This is a genomic window from Bacillus sp. 220_BSPC (assembly GCF_001054655.1).
GTDB classification, from domain to species: domain Bacteria; phylum Bacillota; class Bacilli; order Bacillales; family DSM-1321; genus Peribacillus; species Peribacillus frigoritolerans.
In genome coordinates, this window is the sequence record NZ_JVPL01000022.1 from 1 (window position 1) to 22989 (window position 22989).

23 protein-coding genes and 1 pseudogene are annotated in these 22989 nt (G+C 34.6%); 9 read left to right on the forward strand and 15 right to left on the reverse strand.

Annotated elements, in window-relative coordinates; translation table 11 throughout:
- Positions 1–63: 63 nt before the first annotated feature.
- From ADA55_RS01400 to ADA55_RS01420, 6 genes are all read right to left on the reverse strand, one after another.
- Positions 64–483 (reverse strand): hypothetical protein, encoded by a 420-nt coding sequence (locus ADA55_RS01400; RefSeq protein ID WP_048883137.1) that lies wholly within the window; start codon positions 481–483, stop codon positions 64–66.
- Between the two features lie 248 nt (positions 484–731).
- Entirely contained in the window at positions 732–1139 is a 408-nt protein-coding gene (locus ADA55_RS01405) for a VOC family protein (RefSeq protein WP_048678123.1), read from the reverse strand.
- 128 nt (positions 1140–1267) lie between these two features.
- Positions 1268–1714, reverse strand: coding sequence for a GyrI-like domain-containing protein (locus tag ADA55_RS01410; protein WP_048678125.1), 447 nt, complete (start codon positions 1712–1714; stop codon positions 1268–1270).
- Between the two features lie 210 nt (positions 1715–1924).
- On the reverse strand, positions 1925–2383 hold the full coding sequence (locus ADA55_RS01415; protein WP_048678128.1) for an NUDIX hydrolase: 459 nt from the start codon (positions 2381–2383) through the stop codon (positions 1925–1927).
- Between the two features lie 129 nt (positions 2384–2512).
- Positions 2513–2650 carry a hypothetical protein gene (locus ADA55_RS29940; RefSeq protein WP_167555975.1) on the reverse strand — a complete coding sequence of 46 codons (138 nt, stop codon included), beginning with the start codon at positions 2648–2650 and terminating at the stop codon, positions 2513–2515.
- Positions 2651–2857: 207 nt separating this feature from the next.
- Positions 2858–4027 (reverse strand): serine hydrolase domain-containing protein, encoded by a 1170-nt coding sequence (locus tag ADA55_RS01420; RefSeq protein ID WP_048678130.1) that lies wholly within the window; start codon positions 4025–4027, stop codon positions 2858–2860.
- A gap of 800 nt (positions 4028–4827) precedes the next feature.
- Here ADA55_RS01420 and ADA55_RS01425 point away from each other — a divergent pair.
- From ADA55_RS01425 to ADA55_RS01450, 6 genes are all read left to right on the forward strand, one after another.
- The gene (locus ADA55_RS01425; protein ID WP_048678132.1) at positions 4828–6228 is read left to right on the forward strand and encodes an alkaline phosphatase; all 1401 of its coding nucleotides are present in this window, start codon (positions 4828–4830) and stop codon (positions 6226–6228) included.
- Positions 6229–6318: 90 nt separating this feature from the next.
- Positions 6319–7071, forward strand: coding sequence for a hypothetical protein (locus ADA55_RS01430; RefSeq protein WP_048678134.1), 753 nt, complete (start codon positions 6319–6321; stop codon positions 7069–7071).
- A 348-nt stretch (positions 7072–7419) separates the two neighbouring features.
- The gene (locus ADA55_RS01435; protein ID WP_048678137.1) at positions 7420–8961 is read left to right on the forward strand and encodes a spore germination protein; all 1542 of its coding nucleotides are present in this window, start codon (positions 7420–7422) and stop codon (positions 8959–8961) included.
- Positions 8942–10069, forward strand: coding sequence for a GerAB/ArcD/ProY family transporter (locus ADA55_RS01440; protein WP_048678139.1), 1128 nt, complete (start codon positions 8942–8944; stop codon positions 10067–10069). Before ADA55_RS01435 ends, ADA55_RS01440 begins: the two co-directional genes overlap by 20 nt.
- Entirely contained in the window at positions 10041–10493 is a 453-nt protein-coding gene (locus ADA55_RS01445; protein WP_048678140.1) for a hypothetical protein, read from the forward strand. The genes ADA55_RS01440 and ADA55_RS01445 overlap by 29 nt, the downstream gene beginning before the upstream one ends.
- Positions 10494–10657: 164 nt before the next feature.
- Positions 10658–11173, forward strand: a complete 516-nt coding sequence (locus tag ADA55_RS01450) for a Ger(x)C family spore germination C-terminal domain-containing protein (RefSeq protein WP_048678142.1) — start codon at positions 10658–10660, stop codon at positions 11171–11173.
- Between the two features lie 450 nt (positions 11174–11623).
- On the opposite strand, the gene ADA55_RS01455 is transcribed toward ADA55_RS01450, so the two are convergent.
- The 3 genes from ADA55_RS01455 to ADA55_RS01465 form a co-directional block, all read right to left on the reverse strand.
- Positions 11624–12757, reverse strand: a complete 1134-nt coding sequence (locus ADA55_RS01455) for a zinc-dependent alcohol dehydrogenase (RefSeq protein WP_048678145.1) — start codon at positions 12755–12757, stop codon at positions 11624–11626.
- Between the two features lie 466 nt (positions 12758–13223).
- Positions 13224–13661 carry a VOC family protein gene (locus ADA55_RS01460; protein ID WP_048678149.1) on the reverse strand — a complete coding sequence of 146 codons (438 nt, stop codon included), beginning with the start codon at positions 13659–13661 and terminating at the stop codon, positions 13224–13226.
- Positions 13662–13952: 291 nt separating this feature from the next.
- Positions 13953–14312 (reverse strand): winged helix-turn-helix transcriptional regulator, encoded by a 360-nt coding sequence (locus ADA55_RS01465; RefSeq protein WP_034304541.1) that lies wholly within the window; start codon positions 14310–14312, stop codon positions 13953–13955.
- A 240-nt stretch (positions 14313–14552) separates the two neighbouring features.
- Between ADA55_RS01465 and ADA55_RS01470 the strand changes: the two genes are divergently transcribed.
- Positions 14553–15287, forward strand: a complete 735-nt coding sequence (locus tag ADA55_RS01470; RefSeq protein WP_048678151.1) for an NADPH-dependent F420 reductase — start codon at positions 14553–14555, stop codon at positions 15285–15287.
- A gap of 138 nt (positions 15288–15425) precedes the next feature.
- On the opposite strand, the gene ADA55_RS01475 is transcribed toward ADA55_RS01470, so the two are convergent.
- The 3 genes from ADA55_RS01475 to bla form a co-directional block, all read right to left on the reverse strand.
- On the reverse strand, positions 15426–15851 hold the full coding sequence (locus tag ADA55_RS01475) for a hypothetical protein (protein WP_194719387.1): 426 nt from the start codon (positions 15849–15851) through the stop codon (positions 15426–15428).
- Between the two features lie 141 nt (positions 15852–15992).
- Complete coding sequence (locus tag ADA55_RS01480; protein ID WP_048678156.1) at positions 15993–16394, reverse strand: DUF6157 family protein; 402 nt, start codon at positions 16392–16394, stop codon at positions 15993–15995.
- Between the two features lie 222 nt (positions 16395–16616).
- A complete protein-coding gene (bla, locus tag ADA55_RS01485; protein ID WP_048678158.1) occupies positions 16617–17564 on the reverse strand; it encodes a class A beta-lactamase in 948 nt (315 codons plus the stop codon).
- A 231-nt stretch (positions 17565–17795) separates the two neighbouring features.
- Here bla and ADA55_RS01490 point away from each other — a divergent pair, with 231 nt between their 5' ends.
- Both ADA55_RS01490 and blaI read left to right on the forward strand, forming a co-directional pair.
- Positions 17796–19607, forward strand: coding sequence for a BlaR1 family beta-lactam sensor/signal transducer (locus ADA55_RS01490; protein ID WP_048678161.1), 1812 nt, complete (start codon positions 17796–17798; stop codon positions 19605–19607).
- Positions 19588–19968: a penicillinase repressor BlaI gene (blaI, locus tag ADA55_RS01495; protein WP_034304552.1), complete on the forward strand. Its 381-nt coding sequence runs from the start codon at positions 19588–19590 to the stop codon at positions 19966–19968. The genes ADA55_RS01490 and blaI overlap by 20 nt, the downstream gene beginning before the upstream one ends.
- A gap of 633 nt (positions 19969–20601) precedes the next feature.
- Here the strand turns inward: blaI and ADA55_RS01505 are convergent.
- The 3 genes and pseudogenes from ADA55_RS01505 to ADA55_RS01515 all read right to left on the reverse strand — a co-directional run bounded on the left by ADA55_RS01505 (position 20602) and on the right by ADA55_RS01515 (position 22978).
- Positions 20602–21147, reverse strand: a complete 546-nt coding sequence (locus ADA55_RS01505; protein WP_048678167.1) for a hypothetical protein — start codon at positions 21145–21147, stop codon at positions 20602–20604.
- A gap of 645 nt (positions 21148–21792) precedes the next feature.
- A pseudogene (locus tag ADA55_RS31175) lies at positions 21793–22236 on the reverse strand (SMI1/KNR4 family protein); the annotation flags it as partial.
- 265 nt (positions 22237–22501) lie between these two features.
- Positions 22502–22978, reverse strand: coding sequence for a hypothetical protein (locus ADA55_RS01515; protein ID WP_048678169.1), 477 nt, complete (start codon positions 22976–22978; stop codon positions 22502–22504).
- Between the last annotated feature and the right edge of the window lie 11 nt (positions 22979–22989).

Here is a 22989-nt window from a genome sequence, read left to right on the forward strand (position 1 = left end):
ATTTTAAGTGTTTATTGAAAAATGTTGACAAACTATTGGCTGGTTTAGTTGAAGAATAAGTCATCATTTTAATAACTCAGTCTTATACCTATATCGTACATTTTCAGGAATTTGGTTGAAAATATGCAAAGGGATTCCTACTTTATCTTTAATTTCTATTTCTTTTCCCGAATCAAAGTATGTAAGGAATCCCCAATAAGAAATGAAAAAGTTATAAGATGGTTCGTAAATAAACTCCATCCAACCCTCTGCAATATGTTTATCTTTTTCATTGAATATATTAATTCCTGAGAAATTTTCCACTTCCCCATCTAAATAAATAGCATCATCTCCTTCTATACAACTTTCAGACCAGTCGAATTTAAACTTATTTGCCATTATTCCATAGATTTTCAGGTCAACGCATAGTTGTTTCTCTACTAACATTCTTAATTTAGGCCCCATTTTGTCTGAGTATCCTGAGTCAGTGTAATTTGGTTTCAAATTTTCCCACTCCATATATATGTGCTTTGTTTGTTGATTAAAACCTTCTTCAACTAATCTGCCCCGTTAGTGCCATAAGAAAAAAGGCTACCGCAGCAACCCTAAAAAAAAAAACCGTTAGCTTAAGTGAAATGTTTCAAAGAATTATCTTTTAAATTCACTTCCATTAATATAGGAATACCACCATAAAAAGAAAAAAATGCAATAATCTTTTTTGATTATTCCGCCAAGATATTTTTATTGGTCAATTAAGATTTGTCTTTGAAACTTGGACTTAATTCACTCCAAACATCGAATTTGTTTCCATCTAGATCGAAGAAAACAAAGTTCCTTCCTGAGTGTCCCCTATCTTCAATTTCTCCAACTCTCATTTCTTTATTAACAAATTCATTATGTAACGATTCTAATGCACTTAATCCATTAACTTCAAATGTCATCAAGAAATGTTCTTGACCATAAACATCATAGAAATTTGAGGTTTGGCCCATATTTGATTTAACTAAGAAGATGCTCTGATTTGCAAGGTTAAGAATAGCTTTATCATCATCCATATAACTTAACTCAGCACCTAAATTAATTACATACCATTCAGTAGAAAGTTCAACATTGGTGACTGGGATATAAGTAGTTCCTACTCTTATTAGTTTTTCACTCATCTTATTTTTCTCCCTTCAATAACTTTCATTATTTCTTTCTATACCTTATACATATTTCCCGTTTTTATTAATTCTACTTTATTCAACTAAACTCTCTTTATGTTGAAGAAGTTTTTGATTTATCACTTTTAAGCTTGAATTGGTAAGTAAATCTGTACCTCTTCTTCTCCTTCCACCATAGGGTGATAGGTCTCTATTATATAAGAATCAAGATCTCTCTGATAATCTTGTTCTTCTGCCCAATTCAATAAATTCAAATGAAGTACTCCCAAATTCGAAATATTTCCTCTTGTTGTTACGTAACTTTTAACCGTTTCAATATAATCCATTCCTGATGGTACTTCATTTAATTTCTCACTTACGACTAGCCCTACATAATAATGACCTATCCTATGTTCCTCATTCTTTTTAGGTTCAAATAATGCAATTTCAGTTTCCTTTGAATTTAGGATTTCGTTTGAGCGACTTAAAAGTTGCTTTGCAAGCAATGGGACTTCATTACCAAAGTTAACAAACTCCCCACTACCTTTTAATCCAACAAGCTTAAATTCTTTTTTAACCTTCTTAAAAGACATTTTAATCTCTCCTACTCAATTATATAGATGTTCCATAATATTCTAATTTAATCATTCAACAAAAAAACCCTTACTTCCTGCATAGAAGTAAGGATTTCATACTGGTTTATTCAATTGTTATTAAACTAAACTGCCCCGTTAGTGCCATAAGAAAAGGAGCTGATGATCAGCTCCTGGTAATGAAGTAAAGGACTGTTAGCTTAATATGAATTATTTACTTAGTTGTTCATTATAAATACTAATTGAATGTACCTTCTCTTTTAATAAGTTATCTATTATTTGCTTTAGTACCCTGGGTTCACGTAGTTCTTCATTATCAAATTTCACAAGGTCATTCACCTTAATCCATCTACTGTCTAAAATTTCATCTTCTTCAAGATTTAATGAACCACCATTAACCTCACCAGTAAAATGAAATAGAATAACTTGATTGTTTGTACTACTGATAAAATTATATACACCCGTTGTACCATTAAGTTTTACATCAAAGCCTGTTTCCTCTTTTACCTCCCTACGAGCTGAATAGAGAATGTCTTCACCATATTCAATGCGTCCACTTGGAAAGTTCCACTTATCAATAGCAGTTGGTTTATTTTCTCTAATTATTAAGACTTCATCATCTCTGAATATTGATACACTAACTACTAAAACTATCCCATTATGAGCCATCCTTTTCTCCTCAAGTATTTAATTTTATATTTATTACTACCTTTTTCTCTAATTAACACCTGATTACCTTCTACTACCACTAACCTGCCCCTTTAGTCCCATAAGAGAAAACTGTTAGTTAAAGAACGTTTATTTCTTATCTCTAATTTCTTCTAAAATTTCTATTACACGATTGTTTTGTTTTTCTATATTCTTTAATCTTTTTTCAATAATACTTGAAGAGAAAAATACAATAAGTATAAGAGCTATTCCAACAAATAATTCCATATTAATCCTCCGATGAATTCAGTTTATGTTTAAGAGTATAACTTTACTAACCTATATTTTCCAGAGCCGTTATGCAACTAACCTGCCCCGTTAGTGCCATAAGAAAAGAGCTGCCTTAAAAGACAGCTCTGATCTTCAGTTAACGCAACCGTTAGGTCAATAACAAAGCTTACCACTATGGTTGATGAGGTGTATTTTTATTTTTGCCTACTTGCTAAATTCAGCAAGTAAAATATTTTTAAAAGGATTAGGACTGTTATCCCTACCCAAACTGTTCAAACTGACGACCATCGTATGCTTGCCTCCAAGTGTACCTCCAGCAATAGTAGAAAACCCTAGAATGCCACCTGTGTGTCCCCATATCGAGACACCGTTTGGAAGCTTGGTTTCAAATATTCCAAGACCATATCCATCAATTCCTGCTCTTCCTGTAGGAACTGTAGTAAGCATTTGCTTTAGTTGCTGTTCCTTCAGTAATTTGCCACCAAGCAAGGAAGAGAAGAATTTATTTAAGTCGTCAGCAGTAGAAATCATATCTCCAGCCGAGCTACCTGCACTTGGGTTATAATAGGTAACGTCTTTTATCTCACTTGCTTCGTCTGGTTGGGAATATCCCCGAGCATGCTTGGTTCCTGGAATAACGCTTGAATTTCCAGGTAGGAATGTATCCGACAATTCAAGCGGTTCAATAATCCGATTTTCAATCTCTTCCGCGTAGCTGTTTCCGGTTACTTTTTCAATAAGAATACCCAGTAATACGTATCCTGTGTTTGAATAGGACCAGCCCTTTCCTGGGTCAAAGTCTGAGGGCAGCGAAATCCCCATCTTCACTAGTTCTTCAGCCGTATACGATTTTTTTGTATCCATAAAATCAGCGTCTTTTGACCTTGAGTATTCAGCGATACCACTTGTATGGTTCAATATCTGCCGGATGGTAATCTGTTTATCATTATATCCGTTTCCTTGAATGACACCAGGCAACCATTTTTCGATGGAGTCGTCTAGACTCAAGCGGTTCTCTCCAGCTAATTGAAGTACAACCGTTGCGGTGAACGTCTTCGTCACGCTGCCAATGCGAAAACGAAAATCTGTTTTCATTGGTTTCTTGGTGCTCAGATTCGCTACCCCAGCGGCATAACCCCACGTTTTTCCACCCTCGGAAGTTTTAGCAAGTATCCCTGGGAATCCAAGTTGCAATGTATCCCGCATTGCTTGCTTGACGGAATTATGACCTCGTTGAGTGCTTGTTTGTAACGAACTAGATAGATTTTGAGTAGGCTCTACTTTTGCAATTGAGGGTTGCGATGTGTATAGCAGGGAACTTCCCGTTATTAATAGGGCCAGACTTGCAAATGTAATTTGACTACGAATTTTCATAAGGCATTCCTCTCTTTCTATTAATATTGTATGGGTGATTGCTTGTTGTTCCATATGAATCACACAGCTATACTTTGCATAAAATGACTATCCTTGTCTTCATCTTGATACTCATTATTCTCATATTGATTTTCAATGTTCTTTTTTTATAAGGAATTGCTCCATCCCTTTTACATAATTTTACCATAAAACCAAATAATTAGATTTAAATATCATTTTTCTATTCTCATGGTTTAGTATTTATTGCATAGTTCGAATACAATATGCTTGATGAATTATCCTGCCCCGATAGTTTATTAAGGAAACTTTAATGATAAAACAGTTGTATGGTGTAAAAACTTAGTAGCGTTTATTAGAACTGTTATTTCATAACCCAATTCTTTATAACATTGATGTGCTTCATTTTTAAGTCCTATTCCACTAGCTAACCATGTATCTATATATTTATGTTTGGTGCTAAATTCTCGGTAAAATCCATTAACTCCGGACAACACCTTTATGGCGCACATTTGAATCGACATAATTATAGAAATTTCACCAAATCGATTTAAATCTTCAATGGTTTCCCTCTTATACGAAACTCTAACATTCCTAGAATTAAATCAGTTTCCTCCTAATAATGTTTACAAAAAATTTACATGAATAATAATCCTTATTTGTTAATATTGAGGTTATTTCTTATTTGTAAAAATAAATATTGGTATTTTTAACGTTTAATTTACAACCAATTAAAATTACATTAATATACTCCCCCTATAATTCTCCTTGTAAGGATACGACAACATTTGGAGGTAACAACATTGTTCAAAAAGACGTTAAAGAAAAAGTTATTACCAGTAGCTGTTCTTTCGACAGTTGCCTTTAGTGGTTTAATTGGTGGTTTCTCGCATGTAAGCGCAGAGGATTCTGTGAATAAGAAAGCAAAGAATAATGGGGAAATCAAAAACGTCATTGTTTTAATCGGTGATGGCATGGGAGTTTCTTATACTTCTGCTCATCGCTATTTAAAAGACGATCCATCAACAAAAGTTGTAGAATCAACGACTTTTGATCAATACCTTGTTGGTCAACAAACAACTTATCCGGAAGACCCTGAACAAAATGTAACGGACTCTGCTTCTGCAGCAACTGCCATGTCTGCAGGTATTAAAACTTATAACAGCGCGATTGCAGTTGACAATGATGGTTCAGAAGCAAAAACGGTTCTTGAAGCTGCTAGAGAAAAAGGAAAAGCAACAGGTCTTGTTGCAACTTCTGAAATTACACATGCAACACCCGCTTCTTTCGGATCACATGATCACAGCCGTAAAAACATGAACTCAATTGCTGATGATTATTTTGATGAAATGGTGAATGGCCAACATAAAATTGACGTTCTTCTTGGTGGCGGTAAGAGCAACTTCGAACGTAAAGACCGCAATCTAACAGAAGAATTCAAAAAAGCTGGATACAGCTATGTGGAAAACCGTGAAGACATGTTAAAAGATAAAAATGGCAAAGTGCTTGGTTTATTCGCTGATGGCGGACTTCCAAAGAAAATTGACCGTACAGAAGAAGTTCCTTCATTAAAAGAAATGACAAACACTGCTCTTTCAAAATTAAACAAAGATAAAGACGGGTTCTTCCTAATGGTAGAAGGAAGCCAGGTTGACTGGGCAGGACATGACAATGATATTGTTGGCGCTATGAGTGAGATGGATGACTTTGAACAAGCATATAAAGCAGCAATTGAGTTTGCAAAAAAAGACAAGCATACATTAGTTGTAGCAACAGCTGACCACTCAACTGGCGGATACTCGATTGGTGCGGACGGTATTTACAACTGGTTCAGCGAACCAATCAAAGCTGCGAAGCGTACACCTGACTTCATGGCGCAAGAAATTGCTGACGGCGCAGGAGTTGAAGCAACATTGAAAAAGTATATTGATCAAAATATTCTAGCATTGACAGAAAAAGAAATTCAATCAGTTGAAGATGCAGCTAAAACAAAGAAAGTTCTTGATATCGATAATGCGATTGAGAACATTTTCAATAAGCGGTCTCACACTGGTTGGACAACAGGCGGACATACAGGTGAAGATGTTCCTGTGTATGCATTCGGCCCATCAAGTGAAAAATTTGCTGGACAAATCGACAACACTGAAATTGCAAAAAATGTTTTTGATGTCTTAGATTACGATATTAAAATTCAAGATAAGTAAGAAATAAATGGGCAAGCTAAAAGTATCCCGTTGCTATAGTACAAGCAACGGGAACTTTTTTTGAATATAGAATGATACGGAGGAATCATCATGAAAAAGACGCTTTCTATATTTTTTTTAATCTTGCTGCTTGTTGGCTGTTCATCAAATGCCAGTCCTGAAAACAATGAAAAAAATACAGGGAACGAAAACCAAACAGATAATAACGCCAACGAAAAAAACGATGAAACGAAACAGCAAAAGAATCAGGAGCAAAGTGAGAGCAAAATGGACGAGTATCAGCCTAATCCTCAAGTAACGGATGACCGTTCATTGCAAAAGGTTGGTCAAACATTTACAGACCAAAAAGGGGAAGCCACTTTAAAAGCGATTAAAAATGTTAATAAAACGTATGAAATGGGATCGATCGAATTAACAATAAGAGAGATGAAATTGATTCACTTAAGACCTGATTATGGTATGATCGATTATTTTCATGTATTAACACATGATGAGGAGTTTGATTTTGTTAAAGTTTTCGTTGAGATTAAAAATAAATCTTCAGAGAAAGTGAATTTCGCACCAATCGCATTACTAGAAACGAATACAGGCGAAACTTTTGATTGGCAGAAAGATATTTACCTTGAAGAATTAAACGGTGAAATTGAAGGCAACGGTACAAAGTTTGGAAACCTTGGTTTTATTGTAAATGCAACAGGTAATCATGCGCATAAAGAGGGGCACAATGAGTCAGATCATAAAGAAGTAAAGGACATTAAGTGGATTGAAATAACAACAAGTGATGTATTTGATAAAGACCAGAAAAAAATTAGCGAAGCGCAAAAAATTAGAATTGAGTTTTAATTCTATGTAAATAAAGATTTCCCGAAATGGATCTTAAAGTTAAATGGTTTAAAAACAATCTTTTTGACGGAAGGATCCATTTTATTCTAATTATTTAAAATTACTCCAGGTTGTCCCCCGAAAAATTAATTAAAGAGGTTGTGGTGCAAAAAGTTTAACACACTTGCAAGCGATCTCTTATACAAAAATAAAGTTTAATCAAATAATGCTATTACCTTGAGTAAAGATTAATAAAAATAGGCCCTTATAATATTTAATTAGATTATTCATTCAATATTATTATTTGGTACATACATTAATAATTATTGGAGAAAATATCCTATAAATAAATATAGGAGCTTAACTTTAATGAAGTTCATTAAACATTTATTAAAATATAACAAGGTAAATAATGACTATCTTCCTTCAAAGCAAGTACCTCAACCCTCTAAAGAAGTTTTCTCTAAAGTTAATGAAAATATCTCCACAATAAAACAAATCTTTTCTAACACAGAAGATTTAGTTGTAAAGGAATTCAAAACGGAAACAGTACGAGGTGTACTTATTTATCTCGAAACTATGGTAGATAAGGAAAAAATACAAAGAGACGCTTTGAAGCCTTGTTTACTATCGAATTCAGAAACAATTCAAAAGATGCTTAATACTAATTTTCAGGCTTCAACAGTTTTCAATCAGGTCGAGGATGCACTTTTAAAAGGCTCTTGTGTTTTGAGTTTAGATGGTTATGAAAAGCTTTTTTTGGTTGATGTCTCTATGTCTAAGGACCGTTCTGTTACAGAACCAGAAAACGAAAAGATTGTTCAGGGTTCTCATGATGGATTTATTGAAAACCTTTTAACGAACCTTCATTTACTTAGAAAAACAATGAAAAGTCCTAATCTGAGCATGAAATATTTCCCAGTCGGAATACAAGTTAAATCAAAAATAGCACTTGTGTATTTAAATAATCTTGCAAATGAAGAAGTAATCTATGAATTTGAACGCAGAATAAAATCCATTTCGATGGATAACGTTTTAAATATTGGATTCTTGGAGGAATTAATAGAAGATTCTACAATATCACCTTTTCCTCAATTATTAAATACTGAAAGAGTAGATCGTGTAATTGGACATTTAAATGAAGGCAGAGTTGCTGTCTTGATGGATGGAAATCCAACTGCTTTACTTTTGCCGGTTACATTTTTTGCTTTTTATCAATCACCTGACGATTATAATTCTCGATGGATGATTGGTACGTTTATCCGTTCAATTCGACATGCAAGTTTTTTGATCTCGATTCTATTGCCAGCTTTTTATATTGCTGTTATTGCATTTCACTTTGAAGTGCTGCCTGACGAACTTGTAAACCCTGTCGGAAGTTCAATTAATAAAATTCCTTTTCCTCCATTAATCGAAGCATTACTGATGGAATTAACCATTGAGTTGATTCGCGAAGCTGGAATACGTCTTCCCTCAAGAATTGGCCAAACAATTGGGATAGTTGGAGGCCTTGTTATTGGGGACGCCATCGTTCAAGCAGGGCTTATCTCGACTACAATGATTGTCGTTGTTGCCTTAACTGCTATTTCTTCTTTTTGTGTTCCATCACACGGAATGAGCGACGCAGTTCGATTGTTACGTTATCCGTTTATGTTTCTGGCTGCCTCGTTTGGATTCGTTGGAATAGTCTTTGGTTTTATTGTGCTTTTAGCTCATTTATGCAAGTTAGAGTCATTTGGTACACCCTACTTTGCTCCACTTGCTCCACTTAGAATAAAAGACATCAAGGATACTTTTTTGCGTCTTCCAATTTGGAAATTGAATACACGACCGTTAGATTCACATCCTACACACATTAAACAACAAAAACTTTCAAGGGGATGGAAATCCAATGATAACAAAAGAAAGTAGTATTTCAAAAACACAGCTTTTTTTTATAATCATTCAATCTCAAATCGGAGTTGGAATTTTATCATTACCTCATGATGTCTCGTTAATTTCTAAGAATGATGGGTGGATATCTACTTTAATTGCAGGACTAATCGTCCAAGCCATTATTTTGGTCTTATGGGGGCTTTGCAGAAGATTTCCAACTTTAACAATTTATGAAATCATCCCTCATGTACTAGGGAAAAGGCTAGGAAAGGCCATCATTTTATGTTACATCCTGTACTTTGTTGTTACAGGCAGTTTAGTTTTATCCCGTTTTAGTCAAATCATCGATATATGGATTTTACAAAGGACGCCAAACTGGATATTAATTTTATTAATGTTAGGGGTTTGCGTATATCTTGTGAAAGATAATTTACGAAGCATGGCTCGTTTTTATGTCCTCGTTACTCCAATGTTAATTATTCTATTTGGTCTAATTACATATTCGCTAAAAGATGCTAATTTTCTATATCTATTGCCAATTGGTCAATCCGGCATATCAAATATGATAAAGGGTTCTAAAGAAGCAACATTTTCGATGTTAGGGTTTGAGTTTATGCTTTTTCTCTACCCTTATGTAAAAGCATCTGATACCCGTAAACTAATTGCGATTTCATCTGCCCATCTTTTCGTAACTCTATTTTATACATATCTGGTGTTTGCTAGTCTGGTCTTTTTCGAAACTAGGCAAGATCTATATCTTACTCCACAGCCTTTATTGTATATGATCAAAGCCTATTCCTTTCAAATCATCGAACGAATCGATTTATTTTTCTTATCTATCTGGATCATATCTGTTGCTACATCTATTGCTACCTGGCTTTTCTTTCTTCACATGGCCTTAAATACCTTTTTGAACGTGCCAATCATGCTGCATTCCTTCCATACACTGCCGGGATTATTTTTATTATTGCTCTTCTTCCCGACAATGAAACTGACCTTGAAAAATTTAATAAGCTTATGGAACCTGCACATTTTAGCTTTATTGTGGTCATACCATTATGTTTATTTTTGCTTTCATTTTTCCTTCCTAATAAAAGACATGGAGATTATAATGTATGAAAATCAAAAGGTTTTTTATGATTAGTATATGTTTATTGTTAATAACAGGATGCTGGGATCAAAATTTAATGAAAGATGCTACTTTAATACAAACTATAACTTTTGATCAGACTGATGAAGGGGAATTATTATTAGGATTTGCAATACCAAATATATATAGAAACTCAATGGATTCAGGACAAGAAACTGAAGCTATTAATAGTGAAAATTTATCTACAGTGGCAAATACTCCAAGAGAAGGCCGCATGAAATTAAATACAGAGATACCCGGTAATTTAGATTCTTCGAAAAATAAACTTGTATTATTCGGTGAACAATTTGCAAAAGGTGACATTTATCCTTCTTTAGATGTAATTTGGCGCGATCCCCGAAGTTCCTTAAGTGCTAAATTAGCAGTTGTAAAAGGAAAAGCATTTGATACACTCAGTATTCAACCTAGAGTAGAGTAGAATCAAACATTAGTCAAAACATCTTATATCTAATCCGAAGTACCGAAACAAATACAATCATTCCTGATGAAAGCATCCAGACTCTGGCTTCAGAGATACTTGATCCAGGTGAAGATATTGTCCTTCCCTTATTAAAGATAGGTCGTAATGGTACTACTATAGATGTGGCAGGTGTAGCATTATTTGATGAAAGGAAATTATCAGGAGCTCTATCCCAAGAAGAATCCACTCTATTTCTTTTACTAAATAATAAGCAAAGTAAATATACGCGTTTCACAACATATGTAAATGGAAATAAAGAATTAAACATGAATAATTTTATTTCTCTGAATGTCGATCATATTAAACGGAAGTTAAATGTTTCTGTGAATGACAGAGGAGAAGTTTTTGTGAATTTAAACTTACATTTAAAAGTAATAGTAGAAGAATATCCTATAGGGAATGTACCTAATAAAGTTGATCAACTAAACAATAAATTATCAAATACCTTTACTAATAATGCTGAAGAAGTAATTAAAAAACTACAAGAAGCCAACTGTGATGCGTTTGGTATTGGAAGAAGACTGATCGCTTTTCATCATGATACCTGGAAAGAAAAAGATAAGACAAACTATTTTAAAGATGTTAAATTCAAATCAAAGGTAGATGTGGAGATTATCCAACATGGTATTGTTAAATAAATCAATAATATAGAAAGAATAATTAACTGCATCATAACTAATTAAGTCGTGATATAGGTTGAATTTTGGAGTCAAGGAGTAAATGGAACTTTTTTATGTAGGATTCTATACATCGCTGGTAAATCAGCGTTTTCGGCTACTTTAGAACAATGTTAGCTACATAAAAAAGTGAAGTAATATCCAACCTCTTACTCCATAAATGGCCCGAATGTTGAACCAGACTAATGACGATTGTTCAACTAACTGCCCCGTTCGTTCATTAAGAAAAAGAGTTGCAGCAGCAACCTACCTTATTTGCACCTATTTAAAGATTGATTACTTAATGATGAATGATTCCTGCCAATGTCAAAGATGGGACTCAGACTTCCACTTTTCGCCTATCCATAAAAAATTTTACAGAAAAAAAGACTTCCATACACAGTATGAAGTCTTTTTGGAAAGAGAAGAGTATTACGGTTTTAAAACGACTTTTATACATTCATCCTCACGATTATTAAAAATTCGATAACCATGACTTGCTTCTTCAAGGGACATTTTGTGTGTGATAATTTCTCTTGGGTCAATTTCGTTATTTGTTATTTTTTTAAACAATTCTGGCATAAAATGAATGACTGGAGCCTGTCCCATTCTAAGATTAATATTTCTAACCCAAAATGCACCTAATGGAAATAGATTATAGTTACCTCCGTAAACACCAGTCATTTGCACTGTCCCATACTTTCGGACAGCTTTAGTAGAAATTTGAATAGGCCCAAGGGTTCCGCCCTGCAGTTTGAATTTTTGTTCCAGAAACTCTAGGGGTGATTTCTTTCCATCCATACCTACACAATCGATGACGACATCTGCCCCACCATGTGTGATCTCTTTTAAATGTTCCCCCATATCAGGGTATTTTGTGAACTCAAATACCTCAACATTGTTCATCTTTTTCGCATGATTGATTCGGTAATCCAAGTAATCAACTGCTATTACACGCTTTGCACCTTCCATCCAGGCAAATTTTTGTACCATCAACCCAACAGGTCCGCATCCAAGAACAATAACTGTATCGCCTGATTTTACACCTGCATTTTTTACACTCCAATAAGCTGTTGGCAGAACATCCGATAAAAAGAGCAGTGACTCATCCTCCAATTCGCATGACTCGGGGATAACAAAGGGAGTGAAGTTTCCAAAAGGGACTTTTAAATATTCAGCCTGACCACCTGGATGGTTACCGAACTTCTCAGTATAACCAAAGTATCCGCCAGAATCATAATGAGGGTTTGAGTTATCGCATTGGCTTTCCATTTCATGTTGGCAATAAAAGCAATGGCCGCATGAAACATTAAAGGGAACGACAACACGGTCTCCCTTTTTTACTTTTGTTACTTCAGGTCCAACTTCTTCTACAATACCCATTGGTTCGTGGCCAATAATATATCCTGGGGGTAATGGCATGTTACCTTGATATAAATGCAAATCAGATCCACAAATAGCAGTAGAAGTAATCTTAACTATAATATCGTCTTTTTTTTCTAATTTTGCATCCTCTACTTGGTTAACCTGTACATGATTTGGTCCTTGATAAGTTACAGCCTTCATAAATGTGGGCCCTCCTAAATTCTAATACTGTTAACACTCTTAACTATGGTCAACAAAGAAAGTAAATAATATACTTATTCACTCTTAGCGTAATTGTTTTATGTAAGTTAAAGAAGCCGCACCGTTTTGATTACGAAGTAATGGCGCTAGCTTTCGAATTAGTTATTGTAAGTGTATATTGCGTGAATTAATTCGGGGAAATAATTAACTAGTAACAGACCATTTCATAACCCTTACTGAACTGAACTGAACTAACCTGCCCCATAGTTCAACAAGAGAAATGAACAAAAAATAGACCCCCTTTGCAATAAAGAAGTCCTTATTTATTCATTCAATTTCAGTTGCAAATTGAAACAATTCCGGGTGATGTATAGCCATATATATCCAGATATTGATTTGGCATCTGTTCGTTTTTTACCATTTATGCATGATTTCATAAGCACATCAACCATTAATTACCCTTAATTTATTTGATTTGCTCCGCCAACTCTAAAATAATTCCCTCTGGTCCACGACAGTAGCATAACTTATAACTATCTTCATATTGTTGTATTTCACTAAAGATTTCCGTACCTTTCTTTTTCAATTTGGCAACAAGGGCTTCAATATCTTCAACAGCAAATGCAATATGCCGGATACCCAGGGTATTTGCAAAAGGTTGCTGACTATCTTTTTCATCTGACGGCGAATAAAATTTAATTAGCTCTATCCATGCCTGGCCGTCTGGCTTCCCCAATCCTACACATGCTACTTTAACGTCATTAAGCCCACTCATCTTATCCATCAATTCTCCTTCCATCTCCCATTCCCCTTGCACTTCTAGTCCAAAATCGAGAAAAAAATCTTTAGCAGCAGAGAGATCATTTACGATTACACCTACATGATCTATTCTGTGGATCTTCATATTTCATACCTCCTTTGTTCCTGTTATTTTGCAATATCCATCCTGTATTCTTACCTTCCAATTCTCGAAAAACAGAAAATATCCTTCTTGTTGAAGAAAGGCAAAGAGCACTCTTCAACTATCCCACCCCTTTAGTTCCATAAGAAACAAAGCACCCGTTACTTTAAGTACATTTCCCCAAAATGTTTATCGTAAAAGAAAAAGCTGCGTTAGAACGATTTCTCCCGCAACTTTTACTTTATCTACAAATTTAGTTTTTGAAATCTGGGGTTAACGATGTGTTAGCTTTGGTTAGTCTACCTGCTCCCCAAACTTCTTCCCGAATTCTTCCATTAAATCAATAATAGGAATGAGTTCTTCCCCTTTTGAGGATAATGAATACTCAACACGAGGAGGAACCTCTGGATAAATTTTGCGATTAATTAAACCAGCTGTTTCTAGTTCTCGAAGTTGCTTTGTAAGAGAACCTTGTGAAATATCCCCTAAAAAAGCTTTGATTTCACTATAACGGCGCTCTTTGGACTTTATAAACCAAAGAATGAGATATTTCCAACGTCCAGATAGTATGTTTTGGGTATAGGCAATGCCATATACTTCTCTCTGTTCCTTTATACACTTTTTGTCAAATCCATCCTTACATATTCTAGACACCCATTCACCTGCTTTCTACTATTAGGTACAAAAAAATGTACTATGGCAATTTTTATTGCCTTCTTCAAAAAAATGAGAATTGGTTATATTCTAGTATATGTAATAAAAACACTCAATATTTTTTATATCTAATGAGATATGTTTACGGATTGATAAAGTGGTGATATTGATTCAGATAAAAATATCATTGTTAACTTTAAGCAGAATCTTTGATATACAAATTCTTTAGGAGGTGCAATGATGAAATTTGGAATTATAGGTGCTGGAACAATCGGGTCGATTATTTCTAAAAAATTAGTTAAGACTGGACATGATGTCAAAATTGCAGATGCACGAGGAATTGAACATTTAGAAGGAAAAGAGCTTGCTGGAACACCTGTCCTTATAGAAGATGTAATGACCAATATTGAAGTTCTTATAATATCTCTCCCTTTAACAGCACTGCCAAGCATTCGGAATATTATCGAGCAAGTTGGGGAGGAAGTAATCATCGTAGATACTTCAAATTATTACCCTAGCAGAGACCAAAAAATTGCAGAAATTGAAAACGGGATGATTGAAAGTGTTTGGGTTTCCAATCAATTAGGTAAACCTATCATCAAAGCTTTCAACAACTTGTTAGCCCATACTTTAGAAAATGAGGGAACCCCCGAAGGTACTAGTGGACGCATTGCCATGGCGATTGCTGGTAATGACGTATCACAAAAACAAATAATCATGGATGTAGTAAACCAGCTAGGCTTCGACACAGTGGATAGTGGTTCTTTAAGTGATTCGTGGAGACAACAGCCGGGAACTCCTGCATACTGCACAGAACTAACAAAAGAAGAACTAACAAAAGCATTGGAAAAAGCCAATAAAGAAAAAGCCCCATTCCTACGGGATAAGGTTATAGAGAAGTTATCAGCTTCTAACTTCACCTCCCTCGCAAATAAAGATATTGTGAATATGAACAGAGAAATATATAATTCATAAAACAAAAAGGTGCACTCAGTTTAAAGTGTACCTTTTTGTATATTGCCACCAAACAATCCACAAAAGCCCTTCAGTCCGACCTCAATTTTTTTCATGATAAAAAGCTACCCATTAAGAGTGGGTAGCTAGTATTACATATTATTTGAAAACAATTTGTAGTTTTCCAGATACTCTTCCAGAAGAATATCCGTCTTTCACATCTACATAAAATTTACCAATTCTCATATCTGTGAATAATGTCTTTCCACCAGCTAAGCTATGATAGCCTGTGCACTTTCCAGTACTGGCATTGCAGAGACGGGACCATATGTTACTATAATTAGTCAACAACTTACTTCCGGAAGAAGTCTTTAAATAGATTGGGGAAACCAGTTCTACCTGTAAGTCACTACCTCTGTTAGGATTTCCAATTTCACCATCCCATTTTCCATCTTCTGTTTGAAAAGAATACTGAGGAACACTTGCTTGTGCAGAAGAATTACCTAATACCATTCCACCTACCAGAACTAACACAAACATACTTAAGATTGAAAATAAGTTTTTTATGTTATTTCCTCCTCCCATTTTATCCCTTTTATGATATCAGAATAAACTGATTATTAAAATGATTAAAAATGACTATACCTTCTTAGCTTCAACATCTATTGGTTGCGTCATCTTCATCGTTTTATATTTCTAGTCACTACGTTTTGAACGATCCTGCATCTATTTTCTTTTGGAGCGCATGCCTTTAAGTTTTGTAATGTCATCTTGCTTAAGCAACTGGTTATACATTTCACTGTTAACATCATATATCGCAACTTTCCCTTGATTATTATAATGAATTCCCCAACCATAATTTTTCACTAAAGGAGAAGCCCTGAAACAAGCCTTGGATTTTGAAAAGAACTGTTCTCGAAGTTCAGCTGCATTTTCCGACTCCAATTGATTTATGATTAAATATGTTTTGAATTGGACGTCTTCTTGTGTAAATTTATAGGGGTTATTGTTAATTAAATCATGCTCGATATAAGCAATAGTGAGTTTACTGTTTTTGATGACAGGTACCTTTGCTGAAGAAACTTTTGAATCCTCTGAAATGGTAATAAGTGTGTTCTTATAACTCATATAACAACCTCCTTAGTCTACATACCATATCATACCATTATTTCCCTCCTCCATCCTGCCCCTTTAGCTCTATAAAAAAGCGTCGCTTCGTTATGTCTTCATAGCCATACAGATGATGAAAGGCTTTCGTTCATTAAAGGGAGTTGAAGAAGTGTATTCATTATAGGAATTAATCCACTAAAAAAGGCTACTTAACGTAACCTTTTTTAGTACAATCATATTCTATTTACCTTTGACTTTAAGGGCCTTAATTACTTCTTCTGTCGCCTCAGCAATAAGCTCGTCGTTATAATCAGCCTCTTTTTCATCACGACTTGAAAGTACAGCAAGAACAATAGGATCTCCTTTTGATGGCCAAATGATCGCAATGTCATTTCGCGTACCATATGATCCTGCTCCAGTCTTATCAGCCACTACCCAACCTTTCGGCACTCCAGCACGAATTAACGCATCTCCAGTAGTATTTCTCTTCATCCAATCTATTAAAAGTTCACGTTTCTCAGTTGGAAGTGCATCTCCCAATGTAAAAGCCTGAAGACTAGTAGCAAGTGCTATTGGTGTACTCGTATCATGCGTTTCACCAGGATTAACTACATTTAAATCTGGCTCAATTCGCTCAGGGTTGGTAACATTATCTCCAATTCCCTCCAGTACTTTTTTAAATCCAGCCGGTCCCCCCAGCTGTTCAAGGATAAGGTTTCCAGCAGTATTGTCACTGTATCGAAGCGAAGCATCAGAAAGCTCCTTAAGAGTCATCCCCGTATCAACATGCTTTTCGGTAATCGGATTATAATTAACAAGATCCTCACTTGTATAGGTAATTCTTTGATTAAGTTCTTCTATTGATTTCTGTTGTAAAAGTGCTCCTACAGCCAGAGCCTTATGAGTAGATGTAAACGCAAATCGTTCGTTCTCATGAAATTCCACGGTTTCTTTCGTTCCTGTATCAATGGCATAGACCCCAAGCTTTGCATCATATTCCTTCTCAAGTTGTTCAAATTTCTTGATTGTGGCTTCTTTTGCCGTAATATTTTCCGATGTTTGGTTAGTTCCCCCGGTTTGTTCTGTTTCCGATTGTTGTACAACCTGTTTTTCCTCATCTGAGCAGCCAGCAACCATAAGCACCAAGCCTATTGGTGCCAGTATTTGATAAAACCATCTTTTGTTCATAATGTAAACCTCCTAATTATTTGATTAGACTCTTATGTACGTATTGAAAAAACAACCTCATGAAAGGAGTTTTAACAGATTACGTTTGTAGTCTGATTACATCTGTAGTATAGTATTACATATGTAATCAAACAAAGTCAATTCTTTATTTTTTTACCATCAAGCCACTATAAATTTGCTATATACCTGTTTTTGTTAATTTAAAAGTCAAGAGAGGTGGTATTGAAGGACATGTTTTTAACCTACTTTATATTAGGTCTATTGGTGTCTTCATTTTCCGTTACTGTTATCCTGCTTATACGAAAATGGTTTGGAAGACAATTAACAGCAAAATGGCACTATCATTTGTGGATGTTTCTTTTTATCGCTTTAGCACTTCCATTCATACCTACTGATTTATATAATTTTAGTTCTCTCTTTGGCAGCGGCGATATAAATCAGATTAATGTACCCAGCTCTAATATGAAAAAAACTGGGACTGATATGATACAGGGCCTACACCTCATACAAGACTTTTCTGTATCGGTCAATCGGCCAGACCTGTCCTTACTAAATAGGGGAGTGATGGGTTTATGGTTGTCAGGGATGCTTTTATTTACCTTTACTATGGTTCGTGGATGGCTCACAATCAGAAGGATAAAGAATTATTCTTCTCCGTTTTCCAATCAAGAAGTTCTCGTGCTTTTCGAAGAATGCAAGAAAAGACTGCAGATAAAAAAACCAATAGAGATTGTTATTTCGAATAAAGTCCAATCTCCAATGATATTCGGGCTTTTTCAAACATATATCGTCTTACCTTCTCAGCATGAAAACTGGCTTAGCTTGAAAAATTACGAGTATATCTTTCTTCATGAACTGAATCACTATAAAAACAAGGATTTGCTGACAAATTACGTGATATTGTTCTATCAAATCATATATTGGTTTAATCCCCTTGTTTGGCTTGCTTTTAGAGAAATGAGATTGGATCGGGAAATCGCATGTGATACATCTGTTTTACAGTTACTGGATGACCATTCCATTAGTGATTATGGAAATACTATCATTAATTTTTTGGATCTTTCAAAACGATCAAGTAATCTACAGTTGGTGACACAATTAAACGGTTCGAAGCTTCAAATCAAAAAACGAATTGAACAAATTTCTGCCTATAAGCATTCCGCAAAAAAATCAATAAGAAAAAGCGTCTTCATTTATGTGTTGGCCAGTATCATTTTGACAATCCAATTACCTTTCGTTTCCGCATTTGCGACGGAAAACGACCGATACTATTTTAAAAATGACGGAGTAGTTCATGAGGATTTACATCAATTCTTTAAAGGGTATGAAGGAAGCTTTGTTTTATATGATCATAACGCACAGCAATATCGCATTTATAATGAAGAGAAAAGCACTTTGCGGATATCACCTGATTCCACATACAAAATCTATAGTGCCTTATTTGCTCTAGAATCAAATGTGATATCACCCGAAGAATCCAAACTTTCATGGGATGGGACGGAGCAACCCTATGAAGCTTGGAATATGGATCAGGATGTCTCATCTGCTTTACAAAAATCTGTAAACTGGTATTTTCAAGAATTAGATCGTAGAACAGGATTTAAAACCATTCAATCCAATCTACAAGAGATAAACTATGGAAATTCCGATGTATCCGGGGAATTTAGTGAATTCTGGAACGAATCCTCATTAAAAATTTCTCCTGTCGAACAAGTCCAACTGCTGCAAGCCTTTTATAACAATCAATTTGGATATAAGGAAAGACATATCCAAGCCGTGAAGGAAGCACTACTCTTAGAAAAGAATGAAGAAGCTCGCCTATCAGGAAAAACAGGCACAGGAGCAGTGAATGGAAAAAACATCAATGGTTGGTTTATCGGGTATGTAGAGACGAAGAACAACACTTATTTCTTTGCTACCAATATACAAAATGAAGATGATTCTTCTGGAAGCAAAGCGGGAGAAATCACTTTATCAATTTTAAAGGAGTTAGGAATCTATAATGAAAATGAAGGGGAGAAATATGGAAAAAAACATTCCTAGTATATCAGAATCAGAATGGGAAATCATGAACGTACTTTGGGATAAAGCCCCTCAAACAGCGAATGACATCATACTTTCCTTACAGGAAAGTACCGATTGGAAACCGAAAACCATACGGACCCTTCTCGATCGATTGGTTCAAAAAGATGTAGTAGGTGTCAATAAAGATCAAAGAGTTTACACCTTTTACCCGCTCTATTCACAGGAAGAGTGCCAGCGTGCCGAGACCGAATCATTTATCAAACGTATCTATGGTGGAACCATGAAATCCATGCTTGTCCAATTCATTCACGAAGATACCCTATCTGATGATGATATCAATGAACTGCGCACTATTTTAAATAAAAAACCCAAAAAGTAATCCTATTAAAAAAGTCGATTTGGAATTTTTCCAAATCGGTTTTTTTCGGTCGAAATCGAAATGGCGGGGGACATATTTAAAGGAAAAGCTTTCTTCTCTGTAAATACTACGCAAGTTAGACATAAAATAAAAAAACAAGTGTAGAGTTACACACGAAATGAGCCATTAACTATGAAGGATATATTCATTCAACTCAACTGCACCTATAGTTCCATAAGAAAAAGGCTGCCTCAGCAACCTTCCTTATCGATGTTTATTGAATAAATTCAGACAATACAGTTACGAAAATGAAAGCTGATATCAAAGACAACCAGCAAACTTTATTTGTTATCTGTTTCTGAAGGATTTTGATTTTAGATACAATTGAAAGAACTCCAAAAAGTACTGCCAATATACATACTGATTTAAGCCAAAATGAAAAACCAATTATATCTAGAAACGGAGGAAGGAAAGTCAATACAATAAAAATTGTACTACCCCAAGCAACATTTTCCCATTTTTTCAACATGTCCACCCCATACATTCTATTACCTTCAGAGTCTTAGAGCCTTTTAATTATATGAATTGGCAATTCCCTCTTTAACTAACCTGCCGAGATATCCCTTGAAAAGGTTGGCTCTAGTAAAACTCCTGTTACTTGAACAAAGTTTTTACCTTCCCACTCAATTTTTCAATTTCTTTAATCATTAGTTTCGGATATTCTTTAGCTGTTGTGTCCTTTATCTCTTTTTCTTCAAATACTTTATAATCAATCAAAGTATTCCAAAATTGTGCTGCTCCATCTAAAATGGCTTCAAAGAATTCTCTTTTCGGTAATATAGCTTCTGCAAACACCTTAACAGGTTCCCAATCTCCCACAATAGAAAAATCCAATGAATTGCTATTTATGGAGGTTAACTTCATAAGATATGGATCGATCCCATAAGGTATTTCCACGTTTTCTCCGTTTAAAAATTTCTCTAAACCCAATATATAATCATTCCATAAATCTAAACCACTAGGAATATCATTTCCGACAACAATTTGATTATTAAACTGAATCATTATATGCTTGTGAATATACTCCGGAGTAAATTTTCGATGTTCAAAAATCCCTCTTAATTTCAAAGAGTCATCTAAGGATATATAATGCTCTTCACCATCACTCATTTCAACTAGAAATGTACTTATCTGAAACATCATTAAACTCCAATTCTTATTGAATTTTAAAAAAAGCTGTCTAAAGACAGCTCCGATTTCCAGCTTGTCAGTTAATTAGCCAACATATAATATTTTCACATTACCCCATATTTCCTCTAAAGACTTTCCATCCAATGTTGCCTGTTGTAGAAGCTCCTCCGTTGTACTAAACGATTGTAAATCGAATTCATAATCTGAGAGATGCCATTGGCCAGAATGATCATTAATGTGATAAATGTGGTCTTGATAAGAAAAACTGACTCTATTATCAAAACCTAAATCCTTTTTCAAATCTTCATATGAATAGTTAAGTTTTTCGATAATCATCTCAGCGTACATTCGCACATCAATATCTGTATCATTTTTGAAAACCTCAATAAATTCATGGATTGTTTCATTATCTAACCGATAAGTTAAAAAATTCCATACAGTGTTAGCAATATCACTTCTTAAGTATTTATCAGGATGTTTACTCAATATCATAAATTGCTTACTTACCCAATCTACATCAGACTCAAATTGCGACAGATATGTAATTACACTACTTATTTCCTCTACATTATCTTTTTGTATAAGGGTTTCAAAATCCTCTTTGCTATATCCCTCCATCTGAGGCTCAACCTCATCAAACGGTTCGGATTCTTCCGTATATAGTCCTTCTAAAAATTCATCAAAATGGTTCGCTATTTTTATAATCTTTTCTTCTTCATTATCTATATAAACAATCGGAGGTTCAGAAGAAACATGGCGATAGTCAAAAGCAATCCAAGTATGGCCATCACCATTAAACAAAACCAGCCCTTGTGGCATTTCCCATTCTTCTATAAAATATTCGCTTTTTAATATACCGTCTTCTTGACTTATGCCAAAAATATGGTCAACGTTAATATGGTCATCAGCCCACGATGTTGGAACGTCAGTAGGATACGAGTTGAATTTTATATATCCCCCGTTCTGATCTTTGAGGATATTTATGTACGATTGTGGTAATTTTATTTTCAGTTTTTCTTCTGCTTTTTTAACCATCTCATCAGTTAATGGTGCTAATTTGTAATAATCACTGTCTTCTTGCCAAATAACATTGCCCATTGAAATCACTTCCTAAAAATTGATTAATTGTTTCTTGCATAAATCCTCATTGGTTTTAGTATTGTAGTTTTGCAACTATGACTATTAAAATAAAATCCCCCATGTGTAAAGCTTTTATAGTTTTCTAATATATTGTTTTATTTTACCATAGTTCCTTCTTGATCTAACTCCCCCCGTTTGTTACAAACGAAAAGGAGCTGCCAAAGCAACTCCCAAGTTATTGATTGATTATGAATTTTGAAGTATAGTGGAAATTCTTTTTTTGTTAGTTTAAATTCAAATTGCTATTTAATTGTTTCTTAGCTTCTGACACGATTGCGGCAATTAAATCGCCCTTGGTTATTTTTGTAATGTTATCACCATATCGATAGTCATCAATTTTTTCACTGATATCATACCATACCGATAATTCTTCATTAGTGAAATGTTCACGGGTTACGTAGTATATCTCATAAGCAATTTCAAGAACATCCTCTTCACCATTTATTATTTTACTTAATAAATCATAAAGATAATACTTTGCACATTCTTCGTGTAATGGTTCCTGCAAACTCAATTCCCTTATAATTCTTGAAAAATAATCTTCAACTTCAAAAATATTTAATGGTTCACTAAAGGAAGATAGAATATTTAATGACTGTGTTGAAAAATCTTTCTCCAGCATATGTATAGCCCAATTAACATAGTCGATAGATTTTACACTACCTTCAAATTTCTTATAATATAATATTTTAGTGTCCATCTAAAACCTCC

Excerpts from the sequence above, each read along its gene's own strand:
- ADA55_RS01440 (WP_048678139.1), top strand. The coding sequence starts at position 8,942 with ATGATAACAAAAGAAAGTAGTATTTCAAAAACACAGCTTTTTTTTATA.
- ADA55_RS01430 (WP_048678134.1), top strand. The coding sequence starts at position 6,319 with ATGAAAAAGACGCTTTCTATATTTTTTTTAATCTTGCTGCTTGTTGGC.
- blaI (WP_034304552.1), top strand. The coding sequence starts at position 19,588 with ATGGAAAAAAACATTCCTAGTATATCAGAATCAGAATGGGAAATCATG.
- ADA55_RS01445 (WP_048678140.1), top strand. The coding sequence starts at position 10,041 with ATGAAAATCAAAAGGTTTTTTATGATTAGTATATGTTTATTGTTAATA.
- ADA55_RS01515 (WP_048678169.1), bottom strand. The coding sequence starts at position 22,978 with ATGGACACTAAAATATTATATTATAAGAAATTTGAAGGTAGTGTAAAA.
- ADA55_RS01490 (WP_048678161.1), top strand. The coding sequence starts at position 17,796 with ATGTTTTTAACCTACTTTATATTAGGTCTATTGGTGTCTTCATTTTCC.
- ADA55_RS01410 (WP_048678125.1), bottom strand. The coding sequence starts at position 1,714 with ATGTCTTTTAAGAAGGTTAAAAAAGAATTTAAGCTTGTTGGATTAAAA.
- ADA55_RS01505 (WP_048678167.1), bottom strand. The coding sequence starts at position 21,147 with ATGTTTCAGATAAGTACATTTCTAGTTGAAATGAGTGATGGTGAAGAG.
- ADA55_RS01460 (WP_048678149.1), bottom strand. The coding sequence starts at position 13,661 with ATGAAGATCCACAGAATAGATCATGTAGGTGTAATCGTAAATGATCTC.
- ADA55_RS01475 (WP_194719387.1), bottom strand. The coding sequence starts at position 15,851 with ATGGGAGGAGGAAATAACATAAAAAACTTATTTTCAATCTTAAGTATG.
- ADA55_RS01455 (WP_048678145.1), bottom strand. The coding sequence starts at position 12,757 with ATGAAGGCTGTAACTTATCAAGGACCAAATCATGTACAGGTTAACCAA.
- ADA55_RS01470 (WP_048678151.1), top strand. The coding sequence starts at position 14,553 with ATGAAATTTGGAATTATAGGTGCTGGAACAATCGGGTCGATTATTTCT.
- bla (WP_048678158.1), bottom strand. The coding sequence starts at position 17,564 with ATGAACAAAAGATGGTTTTATCAAATACTGGCACCAATAGGCTTGGTG.
- ADA55_RS01415 (WP_048678128.1), bottom strand. The coding sequence starts at position 2,383 with ATGGCTCATAATGGGATAGTTTTAGTAGTTAGTGTATCAATATTCAGA.
- ADA55_RS01405 (WP_048678123.1), bottom strand. The coding sequence starts at position 1,139 with ATGAGTGAAAAACTAATAAGAGTAGGAACTACTTATATCCCAGTCACC.
- ADA55_RS01480 (WP_048678156.1), bottom strand. The coding sequence starts at position 16,394 with ATGAGTTATAAGAACACACTTATTACCATTTCAGAGGATTCAAAAGTT.
- ADA55_RS29940 (WP_167555975.1), bottom strand. The coding sequence starts at position 2,650 with ATGGAATTATTTGTTGGAATAGCTCTTATACTTATTGTATTTTTCTCT.
- ADA55_RS01420 (WP_048678130.1), bottom strand. The coding sequence starts at position 4,027 with ATGAAAATTCGTAGTCAAATTACATTTGCAAGTCTGGCCCTATTAATA.
- ADA55_RS01435 (WP_048678137.1), top strand. The coding sequence starts at position 7,420 with ATGAAGTTCATTAAACATTTATTAAAATATAACAAGGTAAATAATGAC.